Below are 15,898 nucleotides of genomic sequence, written 5' to 3'. Positions count from 1 at the left end.
ACAGTGCGGGTTTTCTTTGCCTGTGGTTTGCGGATGGCCGCAGGAGTAGTCTGCGGCCGTCGCCAGCTTGGGCCTATAGTCAGGCGCGGATCACCTCAAGGCGATCCCGACCAGCCGGTGTGATGGCGTTCTCCCCTTCATCGCTAATGCGATACCGTCCGGACACCATCTTGGTTATTGAGAACCGGACCAGCCCGCTTTGGGATAAGGCTTCGCCCGCTTCGAAGCTCATTGCCTGCTCCAAGTCGAAGATTTTGATTTCCCCGATTTTGTAGCGGGCGAAGGCTACCAGGGCGTTGTCCAATTCCTGCTGGCTGATCTTTCGAGCGACTTCCATTCGACCTCCCAGGTCATGAGAGTCCCGGTCCGTGGGATTGGAGGCAACGAACCGGGCGGTTTGTTGAAGGCGGACCGTACTACGCCACCACTGAAGTCGCTACTGGCTTTCCATCCATGCTGGATGGGTGGGCAGGGCATAGATGTTTTCGACTTCAGAACGGCGCCTCCTCCTCAAGCTTCTCTTCCTCCCTATCCTTCTCCACGACTAGGTCGTCTCGATCATCTGCGCTCTGCGGCTCCCATCGAACGGTCACGCTGGCGTCGTCATTGAACGTAAGGTCAAGCTCCGGCGTCTCGGCCAGCAGGCCCATCACCTCCTCCCACTCCATGTCACCGTCCGTATCCAGGCGATGGATCGTTACCCAGCGCTGTGTCTGCGCTATTGGGTGATTGATCATTGACGAAACCCGCAGGCCCAGGCGTTCCAACCCGGTCATTTGCTGACGCGCCTGCGGCGCCGACTTCTGCTGCTTGGCCATTCCTTCCTCCTTTAACTGTACATCCATCCAGTATTAGGCAGAGCTTACCCGAGCCATCGAATGATGCAAGCCCGGATAGCAGATGAGGCATGCATGGAAAAAGTTAGGCATTACCTATTTACAAGAATTAGGCATTGGCTTATCTTTCATCTCAAGCAGTCGCTCACGAGGGACTGCGGAGGTCCTCAAGCCTCACCGCTCTTTAGCGACACACCTTGCCGGATCGACACCGGCCCAGATTTCAAAGGCAGCGATGGACAGGCCTCAACAGTCCAGAGGGGTGGCAACTGCCCCGGGCGTGCAGCGTAAAGCGCCGAGACCAGTTATCCAGCGGGAAGGAATGCCGAGAGGCCCGCGGCTGGAGGAACAACTAGAAGATTGCCGCGCAACTGACGCCAGTAGCGGGTCGCGGCAGGTTTCACTCGCAGCCATTCCAACGAGTGGCTGCCGGGAAATCAACCGAGGAATGCAGCATGCAGATCAACCAGCAGAAAACGGAGCAGGTCGATGTGACCGAGATTCGCCTGCACATCAAGGTGAGCGATGGCTTCGCCGCCGGTCTACAAGATGCCCAAGGCGACGAGGTCGGAACCTACGAAGGCTACGTGCCGGATTTCTTTCCAGGTAACCATTACGGCGACTACCTGATCCTGAATATCGACCTCGAGACAGGTCAGATCAAAAACTGGAATAAGCCCGCTTCGACAGACATCGAGAAGATGCTCGCCCAGGGCGAGGGCGACTGAACCACCTGCACCCCGTCCGCCTGACGTTAACTGCCCGATCCCTTGCTCCCCATCGCAGGCTTCATCGGAGTGTGATCTGTGAGACGTGGCCGCTGAAACCCAAGCGCCTAGATGGATGCGCCGAAACGCGGTAACAGGGCGCTCAATACCAGATCACACCCCGATGCAGCTCCGACGCAGTCAAAAAAATTGAATCTGCTAATTGCCTTATCGGTCAGGATTTATGAACGCAGTACATCTGACGAGGTAACAGCAATGACTATCGAAGCAGAGACACTCGCTCAACTTACCGAAGCGCTCCAGGAGCGCGGTATGTACCTAGTTTCAGACATCGCATTTACCAGAGCGCCTTACCGGCATAACCACCGCTGGATCTGCATCGTGGAGTGACCATTCTTACTGCCGGCGGCTCAGAGTAGGCCTCTGCCGCCGGCTCCTCTGCTACTTCACCCCAGATTCTGCAACACCCCGTTTCTTTCCTACCCCCATCCCAACATATCGACCGCATTGGCAGGCGCCAGGCCACCTTTCACGGTGGGTTTGGTCACCCGCGCCTGGCTTCTGGCCAATGCGGTCTCACGGAGAGATTCATGGCAAGACGCAAATACCCCTTCACTGCCTGGGTGCTGGGCGGCACGTTCACCCCAAAGTCAGTTGAGTTTGTCGATTCTGCTTGGGGTGATTGGCACGAGGCCGCTAGCGGCAGGAGCTACCACGACAACGACGTTTTCAAGACGAAAGCGGACGCAATCGTCTACGGCGAAAGGAAGCTGGAGGAGCAGGAAGCCAAGCTCGCTAAGCAGCAGGCCACCATCGCGAAGAAGCGCGCCAATCTCGACAAGCACCGATAACCCACCACCTGGAGGCGACCATGGGCGCACTTCGAGCAGCACAGTTTGAGTACGACAACCGGATGCCGCCGGCGGTGAGCGACGATGACGCCGACCAGGTGGAGTGGATCGAATCCAACGCGCAGAAGCTGGTCCTGGGCTACCGGGTCGGCTGGGGTTATCGCGGGGAACGCGGCGAGATCACCCAGGCCGACTTCGCCCGGGCGGTGCAGGACCACTTGAACACCCGCCAAATCGACGGCCTGGACCAGCAGGACGCCTTCGGCAAGCTGGTCATGGCTGGCATGGGCACAGGCAGCAAGGGCTTCATCATGGAGCTGTGCACGTACCTGCTTGGCGGGCCGAAGGTCCTCAAGGAGATCGCCGCCGACCTGCTGCGCCCGGTAGCGCCCAAGGCCGTCGCAGCCGAGCAGGACCGCGAACGCGAGATTCTGGAGTGCGGGTTTTGAGCCCGCACGTTCTGCTCGACGAAGAGCTTGATGCCTTGGCCCATCCATCAACCCCACTGAGCTGGTCCGTGATGATCCAGAAGCAGCTCACCGAAATGATGGCCGACCAGCGCATCACGATCGAAGAGTTCAACCACTACTGCAGGCGTCTCAACAAGATCGTTGATGGGCGCAAGGAGGTTGCATGACCACGCCAATAGTCACCACGCTCATCGATGAGCAGGTCGCCGAGGTTGCCCAGGCCGTGCCAGATGACCGCATCCTGATGGTGTTCAAGGGCCTGACCATGGAGGACGCCATGCACCAGGCGCGCCTCGCTCACATCGAGAACCCTGCGGCCTGGTCGGGCCGGGCCTACCTCTGCGGCATGTGCACCCTGGCCTACGAGGTCCGCACGTGAGCCGCCAGCGGGCCAGACGCTGGGCGTTCTGGCGCGGCTCCTTCTCCATGCTCTTCGCCTGCACCTTCTTCATGCTCGCCAGCGCTCTCGCTGGCTGCATTACCTCCTGACGCAAAACCCGAGTGCGGCGGGCCCCTCGGGGATAACCGCGCCCGCAAGGGAGCGTAAGCCGGCAAGAGCGCGCAACCATCACCGGCAGCCAGGGCGCTCGGCCTACATCATGGGCGTGACCTGGCATCTCTCATATTCCAACTCACGGCGCCGGCCTGGCGCGAGGTGTACCAATGTCCACTACCAACATGCGCATCTGGGAGCAGGTGCAGACCACCGATACCCGCTACACCAAGAACGCCGAGGTCGGCGGTCAGAAGATCACCAGCCTGAACGGCACTGCGATGGTAATGAAGGCAACCGAAATGTTCGGCCCGGTCGGTATCGGCTGGGGCTGGAAGGTTCTCGAAGAGCGATTTGACGACGGCCACGAGGTGTTTGCTGGTGAAGGCGACAAGCGAATCTGCCTGGGCCGGGAGATCGGCCACACCGTCAAGATCCAGCTCTGGTTCATGCAGGACGGCCAGCGCGGCGAGGTCGAGCAGTACGGGTGCACCCGGTACCAGTACAAGACCAAGTACGGCATGACCACTGATGGCGAGGCGCCGAAAAAGTCCCTGACCGATGCCATCAAGAAAGCCCTGTCCATGCTGGGCTTCAGCGCCGACGTGTTCCTGGGCATGTTCGATGACGTGAATTACGTGCAGCAGCTGCAGGCTGAGCAGGCGATCGAACAGGCCGAAGACCGGCAGGCCGAGATTGAGCGCCAACAGGAAGAGCGCCTGAACTACATCAAGGACACGATCGCGACCATGCAGAAGGCGGTGACGCCGCATGAGCGCAAAAAGATCCACGACCACGCTGTGCGCAAGCTCATCGGTCGCAAGGACGAGAAAGGCGCCGCCCGGATCTCCCTTGAATTGAAGAACCTCGAAGCCGGCAAGCCACAGGAGGCTGCAGCATGACCCAACTCTACGCACTCACCGGCCAGATGGCCGAACTGGCCGCCATGTGTGATACCGACGATGAAGGCCTGAAACAGGCCATTCAGGACACCATGGCCGGCATCCAGGGCGAGTTCGAGGTGAAGGCCGACAACATCGTCATGCTGCGCCGGAACATCGAGGGCGACATCAGCGCGATCGACGCGGAAATCGACCGCCTCAACGAACTCAAGCGCATCAAGGCCAACAGCGTCACGGCCATCACCGACTACCTGCGCCGGAACATGGACGCGGCCAACATCAAGACGATCAAGCGCCCGCTGTTCACCATCAGCCTGGTCACCGGCAAAGAGAAGGTAATCGTGGACAACGAACAGGCGGTACCGGATGAACTGACGTCTGTGGTGACCAAGATCGCACCGGACAAGAACGCCATCGCCGCCAAGCTCAAGGCCGTCCGCGAGCACAACGAAGCCGTGCGCAAGCGCATGGCTGCCGGCGAAGACTGTGAAGACGAACTCATCCCCGAGCCAGCCTGGGCGCACCTTGAGCGCGGCGAAAGCTCGATCCGCATCAAGTGAGGCAAGCATGAACCAATCCATCGACCTGGAGGCCGCCAAAGCGGCCTTCTTCGCGTCTGGCGGCCAACTCGTCGTGCTGGAGGGCTTTACCTATCGCCCGCTGCCTCCGCACAAAGGCCCTGAAGCGCAGCCAGTGCCGGCCGCAAAGGTAGCTGCCAAGAAAGCCGCACCATCGCCCAGCAAGGAAAAAATGAAAGCCCGCGCCGACCAGGTTGCCGAGATGGCCAAAACCATGACCTGCCAGCAGGTCCACGAGGCCACAGGTATATCCAAGCAGGCCCTATTCCGAGCAGCACGCGAAGGCAACTTCGTTTTTCGGCGCCCGGAGCGGAAGAAGTCGGCCAACAGCAAGCGGGACGCCCAACGTCAGATCCAGCGGAACCTGAAGCGGATCGAGGAGCTGAAGGTAGTCCAGCGGATCTGCGCTTTGCGCGATACCGGCCTGCACCGCGCCCAGGTGGCCGAGCAGCTGAGCCTCAACTATGGGACGCTGGTCAACATAATCGAGCGCAACGGTATCGACTTCCCACGGGTACGCATCAGGAAATGAAAAAGCTCAACAACCTAGTCCGCCAGCGCCGGCGGTAAGAACAATTCAACCTACCGCCCAGCGGATTGAAGGAGGTGCCGTATGGCGATGGACCAGGCAGAGCGCGACCGGCGCCGCCGCGAGAAGTCAGCAAAGCACCAGGAAGAAGACCTACGCTTGAAGGTTCGACCAGGGACTAAGCAGGCCCTGCTGGAGCTGATGGAGTGGGCTGGAATCGAGGAACAGGGCGAGGCGATGACTCTGATGATTCATCACCTACATGGGCTGGGCCCTGGCGGAGCGCTGCCGCTGCTGACACCTCCGCGCCACGAAATCACGGTGTCACCGGCTGTGGCGCGAAAGCTCAATTCTGCTCGAGCATTGCAAGAAAGGAGGTCATTGCTTACTCAGGAAGTTGACTAGCTGATCGCCTATTTGTGTAGTCCTTGAAGCAAGCATACCAGCCCTAGACATGGTGGCCCCCATGCTGTCCGTGTTGACCAAACCGCGCTGGTAAAGGTCTTTCCATATCGATCGATACAACTCGTCTTGCCCTTTAAGCTCCGGTAATGCAAATTCGGCGACAGTAGAAAGCCCTCCCATCCCCCAGTTCGGCAAGGTCAAATTCTGATTCTTACACCATAGTTCTGGGTCATGGAACAGATGCAGCAAGCGGATGTGGGTTACTGTGCATACGTCAACGAAATTGAGAAATAGTTGTCGGTAGTCATCCGCTGGACATCCAGGAAGCGCCGAGTTCCTCACTGCGTTGCGGAGCGCCTCGAGCTTTTCCTCCTGATGATTGCGAAGAGATATGGCACATGCTTCAGCGACAGTGCTCACAAACGCCTCGTTTTCCTGAAGGCCCTTTTCCGTTACCACGCCATCATCGATCAACTGATTAATGATTTCACCGATTTGAATCATCGTCTCGGTTTTGCGTTTGTTGAGCGGAGTTTCCAAAACGGACCCGAAAAGCTCAAGCAAAGGGCCGCCTGCCACTGGAAGTAGGCCGATCCCAATTCTCGCGACGCGGTGGAGCTTATCCGCATCGCTTTCCACAGCCGGATCAAGCGCATCCAAATCAACCTTTTGCATAAACGCTCCTCGCTATTCGGCCCCGTGCCGGTCACCCGTAATACCCCATCCCAGACCAAATTGCCACCATGCCGCATCCGGCCACGGAGGGCGGCGCCATGCATAGAGAAAGCTATGAGCAACTACAACTGCGACTACGTCCGCCGCCACTACGACGTGCCGGCCGAGATCGGGCGCCGAGTGATCGCCAACGACGAGCCAGGCGTCATCATGGCCGACCGCGGCCACTACATTGGCGTCATCCTCGACAGCGACCCGAAGAAGCGCATCCGCAACTACCACCCCACCTGGGAGATGCAGTACGGCGAAATGGTCGAGAAACTGCCGCTCAAGCAGTGGGACGTTCTCACCAATGGCATGTACGACTGGGATGACGTTCGGTACATGCTGGGCGATGCGCGCCATTATGTGCAGCGCGTGTGGGCAGCGACCCGCAGCCAGGCCAAGTACCGGGCCTATCAGGAACTGGCCGAGTGCTTCAACGACGACGCCTACAGCAATGCTGACCTTCAAGGTGCGCGCCGCCTGACCCTCCGGCGCTGCCCGCCAGCGCCTTACCTACAAACGAAAACGCCGCCCTATATAGGCGGCGTTAGTGTCAGTAGTGAATCAGGGCTTGAAGCCCTTGTCCTGACTTTCATCCGGCGGGGTGATGTTCCAGAGGTTTTCGCTCGCTTCCTGTTGTTCCTGAGCCTTCTTCTCTGCTTCGGACTCCAAGCAGCCGCTCAAAAGCAGTGCTGAGGCCGTTGTCAGGATGGCGATCGTAATAGCACGTTTCATGGTTTGAAGCCCTTGTCCTTGCTGCGATCTGGCGGGGTGATATTCCAGAATTTCTCGCTGGCTTCCTGCTGTTCTTTGGCTTTCTTGTCGGCCTCGGATTCCCAGCATCCGCTAAGCGTCAGCGCAGTGATGGCTAGAAGCATTGCTCCAATGACGGTGCGTTTCATGAGGTTCCTTCCTGTGAAATGGCCGGGCGTTATAACAAAGATCAACCCCTCCCGCAAAATATGGCGCCGTGCCATCAGCCAGCGCCTTCCCCTCTCAAACGATGAACGCCCCCCCGGCGAGGATCCACCATGTCCAATCGAATCGTCTGCCAGTTCAGTTGCGGCGCCGCTTCGGCGGTGGCCACCAAGCTGGCCCTGGCCGAGTACGGCAGCACGCACGACGTGCAGATCATCAACGCATTCATTGCCAACGAGGAAGTAGACAACCGACGGTTCGCCCAGGACTGCGAAGCCTGGTTCGGCCAGCCAATCACCGTCCTGCGTGACGAGAAGTACGGCGCCGACGCCCATGAGGTGTTCCGGCGCGAGCGCTATATGAAAGGCCGTACCGGAGCGCCGTGCACCAAGATCCTCAAGCGGCGCTTGCTGGACACCTGGAAGCAACCTGGCGACGTGATGGTGTTCGGTTACACCGCCGAAGAGGCCGACCGCCTGGAGGACTTCAGGGAGAGAAACCCCGACCGCCCGGTGATCGCCCCGCTGATCGACCGAGGCCTGGGCAAGGATGACTGCAAGGCCATCCTGCTGCGCGCCGGCATCGAGCTGCCCCTGATGTATCGCATGGGCTACGACAACGCCAACTGCATCGGCTGTGTGAAGGGCGGAGAAGGTTACTTCCGGGCGATCCGCCAGGACTTCCCAGAGCAGTTCGAGGCGCTATGCGCCATCCAGGATGACCTGGGTGAAGGCTCATACCTCTTTCGCAACCGCACCACCAACGTGCGCTTCTCACTTCGCGACCTGGGCGATGGCCCAGTGCGCCGCAACGAGAAACTGCCCGCCTGCTCCTTCTTCTGCGAGCTGGCCGAGGCCGACATCATCGCCCGCGCCTGATCGGAGATCCTATGCCCATCACCTACGGAAGCGTCTGCAGCGGCATTGAAGCTGCGACCGTGGCCTGGCACCCGCTGGGCTGGCGTGCCGACTGGTACGCCGAGATCGAGCCGTTCCCATGCGCCGTGCTGGCCTACCACTACCCCGAGACGCCGAACCACGGCGACATGACCCGCCTGGCTGCTAGGGTGCTGTCCGGAAAGATCCCGGCGCCCGATGTCCTTGTCGGTGGAACACCCTGCCAGGCATTCAGCGTGGCAGGTATGCGGGAAGGCCTGGCCGATCCGCGCGGGGCCCTCACAATCAAATACGTGGAGCTGTTCGATGCAATTGACCATGTTCGAACCATGCGCGGCGAACCCGAGGCCGTCTGCACCTGGGAAAACGTCCCCGGCGTCCTCTCCGACAAAGGCAACGCGTTTGGCTGCTTCCTCGGCGCCCTGGTGGGCGAATCCGAAGAACTTCAACCGCCAGGGGGCAAATGGAAGGACGCTGGTTGTGTGTATGGACCCACGCGAACAGTCGCATGGCGGATTCTGGATGCCCAATATTTCGGCCTGGCCCAACGACGCCGCCGTGTGTTCGTTGTCGCAAGTGCTCGAGCAGGGTTCGATCCCCTCGAAGTACTTTTTGAGCGCGAAGGCGTGCGTCGGGATACTGCGCCGCGCCGAGGCGAGGGGCAAGACGTTGCCGGCCGAGCTCCATTCGGCCCTGCACTCCAGTGCGGCTGCGGATGGATCTTCGATCTAGGCCTGGGCCAGTACGGATGCCCAAATTGCGAGGGCGAAGACGGGCCGGCAGCCGAGGTCTTGGCTGGCGTGCCGGCATATGGCGGCCACGGCCTCCAGGGAAATGTCAGCCAGGCCGCCACACTGACGGCCAAGGACACTCGCTTGGACATAGAGAGCGAGACCTTCTGTATTGCCCCATCGCTCCGGGCGCAGCCAAACGCAAGCCACCGGCTCGACTCCGACGCTTACGTGACCGGAACCTTGAGCTCCAGAGCCAGCGCGGGCGGCGGCCTCGGTACTGATTTTGACCTGGCTGGCGGCCTACAGGTAACCGGAACCCTCCAGGCAAACGGCAAGGCGGCCGGCAGTGCCACCCAACAGGACGCTGAGAACGGCATGCTGGTAGTGCACGGGACGCAGGATCCATGTGTCCTGCAAGGCATGGCTCATACGCTGGGCAGAAACAGCGGACAAGAGAATGCGGTTCTGGCATTTGCCGAGAACAGCAGAGCGGAAGTGCGGCTTGAAGGCGGCGATGGCCAGGTAGTTGGAACTCTGTCTGCCGGCGGGGGCAAGGCTGGCCAAGGTCAGCCCTGCATCGCCTTCAGTTGCAAGGATCACGGCGCCGACGCCGGGCACCTCGCCCCAACACTTCGAGCCATGGGTCACAGCGCCAGCCACCCGAACGCCGGCGGCCAGGTCGCGGTGTGCGTCACTGGCGAGGTAACTCATACGCTAAAGGCCGAAGGCTTCGACGCCAGTGAAGATGGTACTGGGCGCGGCCAGCCAATCGTCGCCCACGCCATTCAGGCCGGAGCACTCCGTGAGAATCCCTCCAGCGGGCCAGATGGCGTCGGAGTTCAGGCCGACCACGCCTACACCCTCGAAGCTCGGGCGGAGGTGCAAGCGGTGCAGGCAAACGCCCAAGTACGCCGACTTACACCACGCGAGTGCGAATGGCTCCAAGGCTTCGCCGGCGACCACACCCGCATTCCCTATCGCGGCAAGCCCGCCGATGAATGCCCGGACGGCCCGCGCTACAAGGCCATCGGCAACAGCAAGGCGGTGTTCGTCGTCCGCTGGATCGGCCGGCGCATCCAACAACAACTTGAACGTCTCGCTTGAGGTTACCCATGCCTACAGAAAACCGATCCAGCAACACAGAGATGGTCAGCGTGCCGCGTGAGCACGAACTGAAGATCCGACAGACCCCGCTGGCTGACCTGCTCAGCGGCCTCAAGACCGGCGAGATCCGAGATTGCTCGGACCGTGAGTTCGCCGTCGGCGACACGGTTCTGCTCCGCGAGGTCGACGATGCCCGCGACTACACCGGCACGGTTCTACGCCGGACCATCACCCATGTGCAAAAGCACTATGGCCTGCCAGATCACTTGTGCGTGCTGAGCTACGGCCAACCAGCCCCGCAGCCCCATCCCGAGCCTATAGCCTGGATGGTTGGTACTGCCTTCTGGTGGACCAAAGAAGAGGCAGAGCGGGATGCGGCGGCGACGGGGTTGCCGATTGTTGGCCTGGGGCCGATGGCCGGTACCGAGCCAGCCGAGCAGCACCAGGCCGAGCCGGTGGCGTGGCTGGACCCTGCCGCCGGGCTGTCCTGGCTTGTGGACCGCATGACGGTTGCGCCCGGCATCAAGCTCTACACCCATGCTGATACTGGCGAGGTTGAGCGGCTGACCGAGCAGCTTGAGGTCGCCAATCAGGCAATCGCCTACGCTGCGCGGCAGGCGGAGGAAAAGCAGAAGGTAACCAATGCCCTGATGGCTGATGCGAAACAGTTAAGGGCCGAGCGCGACGCCCTGCGCGCCCAGCTGGCCGAGCGGGATGCGCTCCCACAGTTCGCCCAAACGGTTATCCGAAAGCTCAAGCGCTTCCGTGATTGCGCTGAGGATGGTCAGGGCGCCGACATTGGCAAAACCTGGTTTGATGTTCTGGTCCAACTGGGCTTGCTCAACCGAGTGCAGCGCAGCCCGGCGTGGTGGGAAATCACAGACGAGGGCGATGCATTGCTTGACGGGCGCGCAGCCCTATCCGCCAGCGCAAAGCCGAGCGCGCCAGGAGTTCTGCCGCGAGCGCATGACGTCAACATGTTCCAGCGCACCGCAAAGCCAAGGGCGAAGTCGTGAAGACGCACTTCGCACCATTCACCGACCTGGAAGACATTGAGCAAGCCCCCTGCGGCACCTGGCTCGGGGAATCCTCCGAGCTGTCAGGCGACTGGGCCAATGTCGATTGCCGGCTGTGCCAGAAGCGCAAGAAGAAGCTCATCAAGTCTTCAGCTGCCGAAGAGCGCGCAATCATTGAGCAGATGGGCGACATGGCTGCCTTCATGCGCGCACAAGGCTAAATCAATCAGGAGCACATTTGTACTCCACCCAGCAGTAACCCCTCTCCCTCTATTTCGCGCAGGCGACCCTGTCGAACTTCGGCTGTGCCTCAGTGGCGATCCGGCGAGCCCGGCCCACACCCCAGGCCAAAGCCCTGGTCATGGATTCACCGGGACGGGAATCGAATGCCTCCTCATGAAGGGCCATGCCGCCTGCGGCATACACCCCAATGAACATTTGCGTGTTACCTGTGCGCGACAGTCGCACCTGAACATCTATGTACGTCCCATCACTGAGGGTCTCGTCGTGAGTACGGTGGTGAAGCGTCGGATCAGCCCACTCCCAGAAAACTTCACCGCGAATCCTCATGTCGACCTCCTACGACTTTAGTTGTATGCCAAGGGTGAACTCTCACCATAGACAAAGCGAGGCGAGACGCAATCTCGGTATCGCAGCTTGAGAACTGAATCGGACCACCGGCCGATTTTCTTGTACCGAACACAACCACTTGTACAACTCACTGCCGCGATATGGCGGCCAAGGACGAAGTCATGCCTGAAGAAAACCAATTGCACCCAGACCTGGCGCGCATCTACGACATTTTCGGCCTGCATCACTCGCATCCGATCAGCGTTCTTGAGGTAAACGTCAGGAACACAAAGCGCTTCTCCGACCTTCTTCAGGCTGTGGAGAGTGAGTTCATGATGGTGCCTGGAACCCCTTCCGACGAGCCTGAAGATGAAGGCTGTCCAGTTGACGATGAATGCCTGGTCAACCGGTGGGGATCAACCCAGGAAGAGTACATCGAGCAGTTCCGGGCAGCGCTCGAGCACCTGAACGGGAAGAGTCGCACCATCACCCTCTCCGGCTGTGAGTTCACCGAAGGCGATCTTCTCCGCACTGCGGTGCGCATGGTGCGCGGCACCACCAGAATGAAGCAGCCGCGCTGGGTGCTCATGAAGGACGCCTTCTGCTGTGGGTCGGGGGTGGCGCATGCGCTTTGCCGGCGCTACGGCTTCGACCCGGACGAGGAACTGAGCCGATGACCCGCCTCGCCCTCTGCCTCCTGCTGCTGGCCACCAGTGCCAGCGCAACCGAGAACGTCATCGACGTGCAGCACGACAGCCAGCGCGGCGTCACCTGCTACCTGCTCAATGGGGTCGGCATCAGCTGCATCCCCGACAGCCAGCTGCAGGCCGGCAACGAGCGCCAGCTCTCCCCGCACGAAACCCAACCCGAACCTACACCCGCTCTGGCGCCTGGGCGCTGGATTGATGAGAGGTATCAGCTGTGAGCGAATTCACCACCATTGTCGTTCGAGGGCTTTGGCGCCACCCCCGAAGCATCGTCGTCGACGGTACCGAATATGAGGTCACCTGTTCTTCCGACGGCCATATCCCGGCTCAAGTGCAGGAGCTTGAGCAGTTTGTTGACTGCGCCCGCGGCGGCGACCTTTCTGGCATGCGCTCTGGAGAGATCGTATCGCATGCACAGTCGGTCAAGAGCCTGTCGGTGGCCATGCGCGCCAGAGGGTACAAGCCATGACCGACCTGATCGAAGTGAAGACGGCCGATCTGGCCGGCGAGGCGCTGGGCTGGGCCGTCGGCAAGGCGGAAGGCCTGGACCTGATTCTGGTGCCGCCGCAGTACGGCAATCCCTGGCGCGTGTTCGCCCGGTACCAGGCCAGCGCCACCGAGCACACCAAGCGCTACAACCCGTGGGAAGACTGGGCGCTGGGCGGGCCTCTGCTTGATAAGCACGTGCGCCTGATCGAGTCATCGGCCTCCAGTGAAGTAGCAGCCCTTGTTTGGAGCCCGGTAGCCGAGTGCGAAGGCGAAGGCCGGGCAGAAACCATTCTGGGTTCGTCGATGCTGGCAATCGTCGCCGCCCAGATCGGCGATACCGTTCAGGTGCCGAAAGAACTGATTTCGACCTGCGCCAACTAACTAGCTAAATCCGTTTTATTTTTGTCCTCATTCTTTTCTCCAGAGTCCAAAATAAACCAAACATTATAGAGAGCACTAGGTCGCTTTTTGAACATTAGGAGGTGAGCATACTCCAAAGCCGTCATTAGCAAGCCACAAAAAACAAGAAACCAAACAATCCCCAAAACCGTAAAATCCAAAAGCCAGCCGATCAATATAATCGTATACATATTTAAAGAATTATTAAAAGCATGCCGAAGATACCAATCCACGGGCGTCCCCCACAGTGCAACGTCGTCAGGCTTATCATGACATAGCAGCCTATGGAATATACCTGAAACTCCAAATGGAAGAAGAAATGTTGGCAGACAAACCGACAAGGACAAAACTAATAACTTCCAGAAATCCAATCTTTCGAAAAGAGTGGGCGCCCAAACAAAAATCATTAGAAACCCAGGCACTACCAACCCAAACACACCAGCACCAATATTCGCAGCGACCGACAACTTAATTTTGTCGAAATTTTGAAGATCCATTTACCCCCCCATTTCCTTCTCTATAGGCAGAACCGCAATGATCATCGAAGACGTGATGACCGACAAGATCACGCTCCACGGCCTGGGCTTCGTTCAGGTGCAGCTGCAGGGCGACCAGCGCCTGCACGTGTGGCACCCAGAACTGCCCCGCCGCAGCTGCTTCGAGCACTCGGCGATCCACGACCACCGTTTCAGCTTCGTATCCCGCGTGCTTGTCGGTGAACAGATCAACCACCGATACGAGCCCGTGCGGCACGCCGAAGGCGAGTTCGTGTTGTACCTACATGAAGGGAAGCGCCAGGCGGGTGGCGGGCGTCCCTGGACGCCGGATGGCCGCGCCGACATGGTCCACCAAGGCACCGAACTGGTTTACGCGGGCGGGGAGTACCGGACAGTCGCGTATGACTACCATCGCACCGAGCCAGGCGGAGACGGCCGAGTCGCCACCATCATGCAGAAGCGCGAGGAGTATCAGCGCGGCGCCCATTCCACCTGCCGCTACGGAATGCAGCCCGACACTGACTTCGACCGTTACCAATGGCCAGCCGCTCGACTCTGGGAAGTCGTGCGCGAGGTGCTGCTGGCCTAACCACCAACCTGCCGCCACCGGCGGCGTGGAGACCATCATGCAAGACGAAGAACGCCAGCCGGTGGCCTATGTATCCGACAAGGTCCCGGAGGAAAGAATGGCTGAGCTGGTCGGTACGACCAAGCGGGCCCTGGAAGGCAAGCGAAGCCGCGGCGTGATCCCCGAGGGGGTCTGGAAGAAGATCGACGGCCGGATTTTTTACAGCATCAGGAGATACGAAGCGTGGCTGGAAGGAAGCTGGGGCTACCCACTGGAGTCGAACTCATCGGCAAATCAATCCGGATCCGTTTTACTTGGAACGGTGAGCGTCGGTCCGAAACTCTCGCGTACCCCCAGACCGCCAAGGGGATCAAAGCGGCAGCCGATTTACGCGCTCAAGTAATCAGCCTGGCCAAGCACGGCGTATTGGACGAAAAACGATACGCCGAGCTGTTCCCGGACTCGAGCTACACGGCGCCAGCCAGCGAACTGATGTTTGGCGAATACGCTCAGAGCTGGCTGAACTGCCTGGAGGTTGTGCACGACACGCGGGTCAACTACAAAGGCTTGATGAACAACTACTGGATGCCCCATCTGGCAACACTGCCTATCAAAGCGGTCACGCCGATGGTGCTGAGAGAGGTGGTCGCGAAGACCGAGTGGAAGAGTTCGACAGTCAAGCGCGCCGCTATCGCCCGGGTCAAGGCGATGTTCCGCGCAGCTGTGTTTGACGAGGTAGTGGACAGGAACCCGGCGGCATCAATTCAGTTGCCGCAGAAGAACAGGAAGCAGGTCGACCCCTTCACGGTGGAAGAAGCGGATGCCCTGATCGAATGGATGTACAAAAACTTTTCCCGGTGCAACCAGGTGTTCGCAGCATTCTACGAGTTCGCCTTTTACACTGGGATGCGTACCGGGGAGATCATGGCGCTGCGCTGGGACGAGATTGATTTCGAGAAAAAGACGGCTCACATCTGCCGGATCGTGGTCGAAAAGCAGGTGGTCGAGCGGACCAAGACCAAATACACCCGCACCGTGATGCTGAACAGCCGGGCCCTAGGCGCGCTGGCCAGGGCCAAGGACATCGCGCACTACCGTTCCAAGCAAAAACGCCGTGTGTCGACCGAGTCGCCGTTCATCTTCCAGCCAGCAGGCTCGTCTCCACACATCACCGTACCTGAAACCGCCGGTAAACACTTCAACCAGGCAGTCGAAGCGAAGGGCTTCAAGCATCGCCCCCAGTACAACTGCCGGCACACCTATGCCACGATGTGCCTCATGTCAGGGATGAATCCGGCATTCATTGCAGGGCAGCTTGGGCACTCGGTTCAGGTGCTGCTTTCGACCTACGCGAAATGGCTGAATTCGGCGAACGATTGGACCGAGCTGGCGAAGCTTGAAACGAGCGTAATTGGTACAAAATTGGTACAGGATTAAATTTCGTTCACCTTGCGCCCTTTAGTCATAAGGCATTCGACAGCAATTCGG

At 59.8% G+C, this 15,898-nt stretch carries 27 protein-coding genes and 1 pseudogene; 21 read left to right on the top strand and 7 right to left on the bottom strand.

The window, feature by feature from the left end:
- Window positions 1-79: 79 nt before the first annotated feature.
- The gene (locus ACLEJP_RS00895) at window positions 80-337 is read right to left on the bottom strand and encodes a hypothetical protein (RefSeq protein WP_170029733.1); all 258 of its coding nucleotides are present in this window, start codon (window positions 335-337) and stop codon (window positions 80-82) included.
- A 154-nt stretch (window positions 338-491) separates the two neighbouring features.
- Window positions 492-818 carry a DUF1654 domain-containing protein gene (locus ACLEJP_RS00890; RefSeq protein WP_440803699.1) on the bottom strand — a complete coding sequence of 109 codons (327 nt, stop codon included), beginning with the start codon at window positions 816-818 and terminating at the stop codon, window positions 492-494.
- Window positions 819-1,291: 473 nt separating this feature from the next.
- On the opposite strand from ACLEJP_RS00890, the gene ACLEJP_RS00885 reads away from it, so the two are divergent.
- The 9 genes from ACLEJP_RS00885 (at window position 1,292) to ACLEJP_RS00845 (ending at window position 5,792) form a co-directional block, all read left to right on the top strand.
- Entirely contained in the window at window positions 1,292-1,564 is a 273-nt protein-coding gene (locus ACLEJP_RS00885) for a hypothetical protein (protein WP_440803697.1), read from the top strand.
- Between the two features lie 590 nt (window positions 1,565-2,154).
- The gene (locus tag ACLEJP_RS00880; RefSeq protein WP_440803694.1) at window positions 2,155-2,415 is read left to right on the top strand and encodes a hypothetical protein; all 261 of its coding nucleotides are present in this window, start codon (window positions 2,155-2,157) and stop codon (window positions 2,413-2,415) included.
- A gap of 20 nt (window positions 2,416-2,435) precedes the next feature.
- Entirely contained in the window at window positions 2,436-2,864 is a 429-nt protein-coding gene (locus ACLEJP_RS00875; protein WP_440803692.1) for a hypothetical protein, read from the top strand.
- On the top strand, window positions 2,861-3,052 hold the full coding sequence (locus tag ACLEJP_RS00870; protein WP_440803690.1) for a hypothetical protein: 192 nt from the start codon (window positions 2,861-2,863) through the stop codon (window positions 3,050-3,052). Before ACLEJP_RS00875 ends, ACLEJP_RS00870 begins: the two co-directional genes overlap by 4 nt.
- Window positions 3,049-3,264, top strand: a complete 216-nt coding sequence (locus ACLEJP_RS00865; RefSeq protein WP_440803687.1) for a hypothetical protein — start codon at window positions 3,049-3,051, stop codon at window positions 3,262-3,264. The genes ACLEJP_RS00870 and ACLEJP_RS00865 overlap by 4 nt, the downstream gene beginning before the upstream one ends.
- 284 nt (window positions 3,265-3,548) lie before the next feature.
- Window positions 3,549-4,280 (top strand): hypothetical protein, encoded by a 732-nt coding sequence (locus ACLEJP_RS00860; protein WP_440803685.1) that lies wholly within the window; start codon window positions 3,549-3,551, stop codon window positions 4,278-4,280.
- Window positions 4,277-4,840, top strand: a complete 564-nt coding sequence (locus ACLEJP_RS00855) for a siphovirus Gp157 family protein (protein ID WP_170030524.1) — start codon at window positions 4,277-4,279, stop codon at window positions 4,838-4,840. The genes ACLEJP_RS00860 and ACLEJP_RS00855 overlap by 4 nt, the downstream gene beginning before the upstream one ends.
- A gap of 7 nt (window positions 4,841-4,847) precedes the next feature.
- Window positions 4,848-5,390: a hypothetical protein gene (locus tag ACLEJP_RS00850; RefSeq protein WP_440803683.1), complete on the top strand. Its 543-nt coding sequence runs from the start codon at window positions 4,848-4,850 to the stop codon at window positions 5,388-5,390.
- 81 nt (window positions 5,391-5,471) lie between these two features.
- Window positions 5,472-5,792, top strand: a complete 321-nt coding sequence (locus tag ACLEJP_RS00845; protein WP_440803681.1) for a hypothetical protein — start codon at window positions 5,472-5,474, stop codon at window positions 5,790-5,792.
- Here ACLEJP_RS00845 and ACLEJP_RS00840 read toward each other — a convergent pair.
- A complete protein-coding gene (locus ACLEJP_RS00840) occupies window positions 5,766-6,467 on the bottom strand; it encodes a hypothetical protein (RefSeq protein WP_440803679.1) in 702 nt (233 codons plus the stop codon). The two genes, ACLEJP_RS00845 and ACLEJP_RS00840, sit on opposite strands and share 27 nt — an antisense overlap.
- Window positions 6,468-6,581: 114 nt before the next feature.
- Here ACLEJP_RS00840 and ACLEJP_RS00835 point away from each other — a divergent pair.
- Window positions 6,582-6,996, top strand: a pseudogene (locus tag ACLEJP_RS00835) (hypothetical protein).
- An 80-nt stretch (window positions 6,997-7,076) separates the two neighbouring features.
- Here ACLEJP_RS00835 and ACLEJP_RS00830 read toward each other — a convergent pair.
- Window positions 7,077-7,247, bottom strand: coding sequence for a hypothetical protein (locus ACLEJP_RS00830; RefSeq protein ID WP_440803676.1), 171 nt, complete (start codon window positions 7,245-7,247; stop codon window positions 7,077-7,079).
- Window positions 7,244-7,414 (bottom strand): hypothetical protein, encoded by a 171-nt coding sequence (locus ACLEJP_RS00825; protein WP_440803674.1) that lies wholly within the window; start codon window positions 7,412-7,414, stop codon window positions 7,244-7,246. The genes ACLEJP_RS00830 and ACLEJP_RS00825 overlap by 4 nt, the downstream gene beginning before the upstream one ends.
- A gap of 129 nt (window positions 7,415-7,543) precedes the next feature.
- Between ACLEJP_RS00825 and ACLEJP_RS00820 the strand changes: the two genes are divergently transcribed.
- From ACLEJP_RS00820 to ACLEJP_RS00805, 4 genes are read left to right on the top strand one after another with little or no spacing between them, the layout of a single operon-like run.
- A complete protein-coding gene (locus ACLEJP_RS00820; protein WP_440803671.1) occupies window positions 7,544-8,308 on the top strand; it encodes a hypothetical protein in 765 nt (254 codons plus the stop codon).
- Between the two features lie 11 nt (window positions 8,309-8,319).
- On the top strand, window positions 8,320-10,164 hold the full coding sequence (locus ACLEJP_RS00815) for a DNA cytosine methyltransferase (protein WP_440803669.1): 1,845 nt from the start codon (window positions 8,320-8,322) through the stop codon (window positions 10,162-10,164).
- A gap of 8 nt (window positions 10,165-10,172) precedes the next feature.
- Window positions 10,173-11,180, top strand: coding sequence for a DUF3850 domain-containing protein (locus tag ACLEJP_RS00810; protein ID WP_440803667.1), 1,008 nt, complete (start codon window positions 10,173-10,175; stop codon window positions 11,178-11,180).
- Window positions 11,177-11,401, top strand: a complete 225-nt coding sequence (locus ACLEJP_RS00805) for a hypothetical protein (protein WP_440803665.1) — start codon at window positions 11,177-11,179, stop codon at window positions 11,399-11,401. The genes ACLEJP_RS00810 and ACLEJP_RS00805 overlap by 4 nt, the downstream gene beginning before the upstream one ends.
- Window positions 11,402-11,450: 49 nt before the next feature.
- On the opposite strand, the gene ACLEJP_RS00800 is transcribed toward ACLEJP_RS00805, so the two are convergent.
- Window positions 11,451-11,750 carry a hypothetical protein gene (locus tag ACLEJP_RS00800; RefSeq protein ID WP_440803663.1) on the bottom strand — a complete coding sequence of 100 codons (300 nt, stop codon included), beginning with the start codon at window positions 11,748-11,750 and terminating at the stop codon, window positions 11,451-11,453.
- A gap of 182 nt (window positions 11,751-11,932) precedes the next feature.
- On the opposite strand from ACLEJP_RS00800, the gene ACLEJP_RS00795 reads away from it, so the two are divergent.
- From ACLEJP_RS00795 to ACLEJP_RS00780, 4 genes are read left to right on the top strand one after another with little or no spacing between them, the layout of a single operon-like run.
- Window positions 11,933-12,427: a hypothetical protein gene (locus ACLEJP_RS00795; RefSeq protein ID WP_440803661.1), complete on the top strand. Its 495-nt coding sequence runs from the start codon at window positions 11,933-11,935 to the stop codon at window positions 12,425-12,427.
- Window positions 12,424-12,675 carry a hypothetical protein gene (locus ACLEJP_RS00790; protein ID WP_173879989.1) on the top strand — a complete coding sequence of 84 codons (252 nt, stop codon included), beginning with the start codon at window positions 12,424-12,426 and terminating at the stop codon, window positions 12,673-12,675. The genes ACLEJP_RS00795 and ACLEJP_RS00790 overlap by 4 nt, the downstream gene beginning before the upstream one ends.
- Window positions 12,672-12,926 (top strand): hypothetical protein, encoded by a 255-nt coding sequence (locus ACLEJP_RS00785; protein ID WP_440803659.1) that lies wholly within the window; start codon window positions 12,672-12,674, stop codon window positions 12,924-12,926. Before ACLEJP_RS00790 ends, ACLEJP_RS00785 begins: the two co-directional genes overlap by 4 nt.
- Window positions 12,923-13,327, top strand: a complete 405-nt coding sequence (locus ACLEJP_RS00780; protein WP_440803657.1) for a phage protein NinX family protein — start codon at window positions 12,923-12,925, stop codon at window positions 13,325-13,327. The genes ACLEJP_RS00785 and ACLEJP_RS00780 overlap by 4 nt, the downstream gene beginning before the upstream one ends.
- Here the strand turns inward: ACLEJP_RS00780 and ACLEJP_RS00775 are convergent.
- Window positions 13,324-13,842, bottom strand: a complete 519-nt coding sequence (locus ACLEJP_RS00775) for a hypothetical protein (protein WP_440803655.1) — start codon at window positions 13,840-13,842, stop codon at window positions 13,324-13,326. The genes ACLEJP_RS00780 and ACLEJP_RS00775 overlap by 4 nt on opposite strands.
- A gap of 37 nt (window positions 13,843-13,879) precedes the next feature.
- Here ACLEJP_RS00775 and ACLEJP_RS00770 point away from each other — a divergent pair, with 37 nt between their 5' ends.
- Genes ACLEJP_RS00770 through ACLEJP_RS00760 form a run of 3 tightly spaced genes read left to right on the top strand, consistent with a single transcriptional unit; the run spans window position 13,880 to window position 15,847 of the window.
- Window positions 13,880-14,431, top strand: coding sequence for a hypothetical protein (locus tag ACLEJP_RS00770; protein ID WP_440803653.1), 552 nt, complete (start codon window positions 13,880-13,882; stop codon window positions 14,429-14,431).
- A 37-nt stretch (window positions 14,432-14,468) separates the two neighbouring features.
- Window positions 14,469-14,813 (top strand): hypothetical protein, encoded by a 345-nt coding sequence (locus ACLEJP_RS00765; RefSeq protein ID WP_258229932.1) that lies wholly within the window; start codon window positions 14,469-14,471, stop codon window positions 14,811-14,813.
- On the top strand, window positions 14,696-15,847 hold the full coding sequence (locus tag ACLEJP_RS00760) for a tyrosine-type recombinase/integrase (RefSeq protein ID WP_440804434.1): 1,152 nt from the start codon (window positions 14,696-14,698) through the stop codon (window positions 15,845-15,847). Before ACLEJP_RS00765 ends, ACLEJP_RS00760 begins: the two co-directional genes overlap by 118 nt.
- Window positions 15,848-15,898 lie beyond the last annotated feature (51 nt).

The sequence above is a fragment of the Pseudomonas sp. SMV7 genome, assembly GCF_052041995.1.
GTDB lineage: Bacteria > Pseudomonadota > Gammaproteobacteria > Pseudomonadales > Pseudomonadaceae > Aquipseudomonas.
The sequence above is the reverse complement of the archived record's forward strand: the minus strand, read 5'-3'. Positions and strand labels throughout refer to the sequence as shown.

Coding starts and splice junctions, on each gene's coding strand:
- ACLEJP_RS00895 (WP_170029733.1), bottom strand. CDS start 337: ATGGAAGTCGCTCGAAAGATCAGCCAGCAGGAATTGGACAACGCCCTG.
- ACLEJP_RS00890 (WP_440803699.1), bottom strand. CDS start 818: ATGGCCAAGCAGCAGAAGTCGGCGCCGCAGGCGCGTCAGCAAATGACC.
- ACLEJP_RS00885 (WP_440803697.1), top strand. CDS start 1,292: ATGCAGATCAACCAGCAGAAAACGGAGCAGGTCGATGTGACCGAGATT.
- ACLEJP_RS00880 (WP_440803694.1), top strand. CDS start 2,155: ATGGCAAGACGCAAATACCCCTTCACTGCCTGGGTGCTGGGCGGCACG.
- ACLEJP_RS00875 (WP_440803692.1), top strand. CDS start 2,436: ATGGGCGCACTTCGAGCAGCACAGTTTGAGTACGACAACCGGATGCCG.
- ACLEJP_RS00865 (WP_440803687.1), top strand. CDS start 3,049: ATGACCACGCCAATAGTCACCACGCTCATCGATGAGCAGGTCGCCGAG.
- ACLEJP_RS00860 (WP_440803685.1), top strand. CDS start 3,549: ATGTCCACTACCAACATGCGCATCTGGGAGCAGGTGCAGACCACCGAT.
- ACLEJP_RS00855 (WP_170030524.1), top strand. CDS start 4,277: ATGACCCAACTCTACGCACTCACCGGCCAGATGGCCGAACTGGCCGCC.
- ACLEJP_RS00850 (WP_440803683.1), top strand. CDS start 4,848: ATGAACCAATCCATCGACCTGGAGGCCGCCAAAGCGGCCTTCTTCGCG.
- ACLEJP_RS00845 (WP_440803681.1), top strand. CDS start 5,472: ATGGCGATGGACCAGGCAGAGCGCGACCGGCGCCGCCGCGAGAAGTCA.
- ACLEJP_RS00840 (WP_440803679.1), bottom strand. CDS start 6,467: ATGCAAAAGGTTGATTTGGATGCGCTTGATCCGGCTGTGGAAAGCGAT.
- ACLEJP_RS00830 (WP_440803676.1), bottom strand. CDS start 7,247: ATGAAACGTGCTATTACGATCGCCATCCTGACAACGGCCTCAGCACTG.
- ACLEJP_RS00825 (WP_440803674.1), bottom strand. CDS start 7,414: ATGAAACGCACCGTCATTGGAGCAATGCTTCTAGCCATCACTGCGCTG.
- ACLEJP_RS00820 (WP_440803671.1), top strand. CDS start 7,544: ATGTCCAATCGAATCGTCTGCCAGTTCAGTTGCGGCGCCGCTTCGGCG.
- ACLEJP_RS00815 (WP_440803669.1), top strand. CDS start 8,320: ATGCCCATCACCTACGGAAGCGTCTGCAGCGGCATTGAAGCTGCGACC.
- ACLEJP_RS00810 (WP_440803667.1), top strand. CDS start 10,173: ATGCCTACAGAAAACCGATCCAGCAACACAGAGATGGTCAGCGTGCCG.
- ACLEJP_RS00800 (WP_440803663.1), bottom strand. CDS start 11,750: ATGAGGATTCGCGGTGAAGTTTTCTGGGAGTGGGCTGATCCGACGCTT.
- ACLEJP_RS00795 (WP_440803661.1), top strand. CDS start 11,933: ATGCCTGAAGAAAACCAATTGCACCCAGACCTGGCGCGCATCTACGAC.
- ACLEJP_RS00790 (WP_173879989.1), top strand. CDS start 12,424: ATGACCCGCCTCGCCCTCTGCCTCCTGCTGCTGGCCACCAGTGCCAGC.
- ACLEJP_RS00780 (WP_440803657.1), top strand. CDS start 12,923: ATGACCGACCTGATCGAAGTGAAGACGGCCGATCTGGCCGGCGAGGCG.
- ACLEJP_RS00775 (WP_440803655.1), bottom strand. CDS start 13,842: ATGGATCTTCAAAATTTCGACAAAATTAAGTTGTCGGTCGCTGCGAAT.
- ACLEJP_RS00770 (WP_440803653.1), top strand. CDS start 13,880: ATGATCATCGAAGACGTGATGACCGACAAGATCACGCTCCACGGCCTG.
- ACLEJP_RS00765 (WP_258229932.1), top strand. CDS start 14,469: ATGCAAGACGAAGAACGCCAGCCGGTGGCCTATGTATCCGACAAGGTC.